General features: G+C 37.7%; 1 protein-coding gene. It reads right to left on the bottom strand.

The features are described from left to right. Positions 1 to 202: hypothetical protein (locus ACTHUR_RS14510; protein ID WP_440399281.1), on the bottom strand; the 202-nt coding region annotated here is incomplete at its 3' end. Between the last annotated feature and the right edge of the window lie 483 nt (positions 203 to 685).

Here is a 685-nt window from a genome sequence, read left to right as displayed (position 1 = left end):
CTGTGAAGACTGAACTATTGTATAATTCGCCTGTCTGAGTAACACTTGCTTCGAAAGAAGTGAGTAAGTGAGTAAGACGTTTTCCCCGTAATGTGTTTGGCCATCTATACTTTCCCCTTAGTATAGATGGTTTTTTTTTATCTAAAATTTGGCAACCAAACGAATGTACTTTCAGACGGCCTTTCTCATCTAAAGAAGCCATCATTGCTAGACCTCATCTCCCACTCATTAACTTGCCATTACTCCTTTTCTCTTTCTCGTCTCTTCCGCATCAATCTGTGCCATTCCCATTTCAGGCAAATCGTTTTATAGAAAGAAAACCTATCGGCGACTATCCAAGCTAAGGTTACAGGATGTTATTAGACAGCCTTAGATAAATACCATCTTTGTTGCCGACATACTCTTGAAAGCACACTTTGGTGCTATCCAATATCCTCACAACAACCCTTTCCCATATCCCACTTTTCAGACGGCCTTTATCGTTACGGCTCTTTCAATCATTCATATCGCTTCAGCCAAATTCTCTGTTTTCAGGTTTCAATACCAATCAAACCAGATAAATCCACTAAAAATTCTTCATTACATGGTTTTTTTAACCAATTTTCTTTTCAGACTTTAGTCAAGATTCGTTAAATCTTTGCGGTAAAATGTTGTCTTTGTTTTTATGCATCTGAGTATTTATGTC

This window comes from Neisseria sp. P0021.S007, from assembly GCF_051956855.1.
This window is presented reverse-complemented; position numbering and strand designations above follow the sequence as displayed.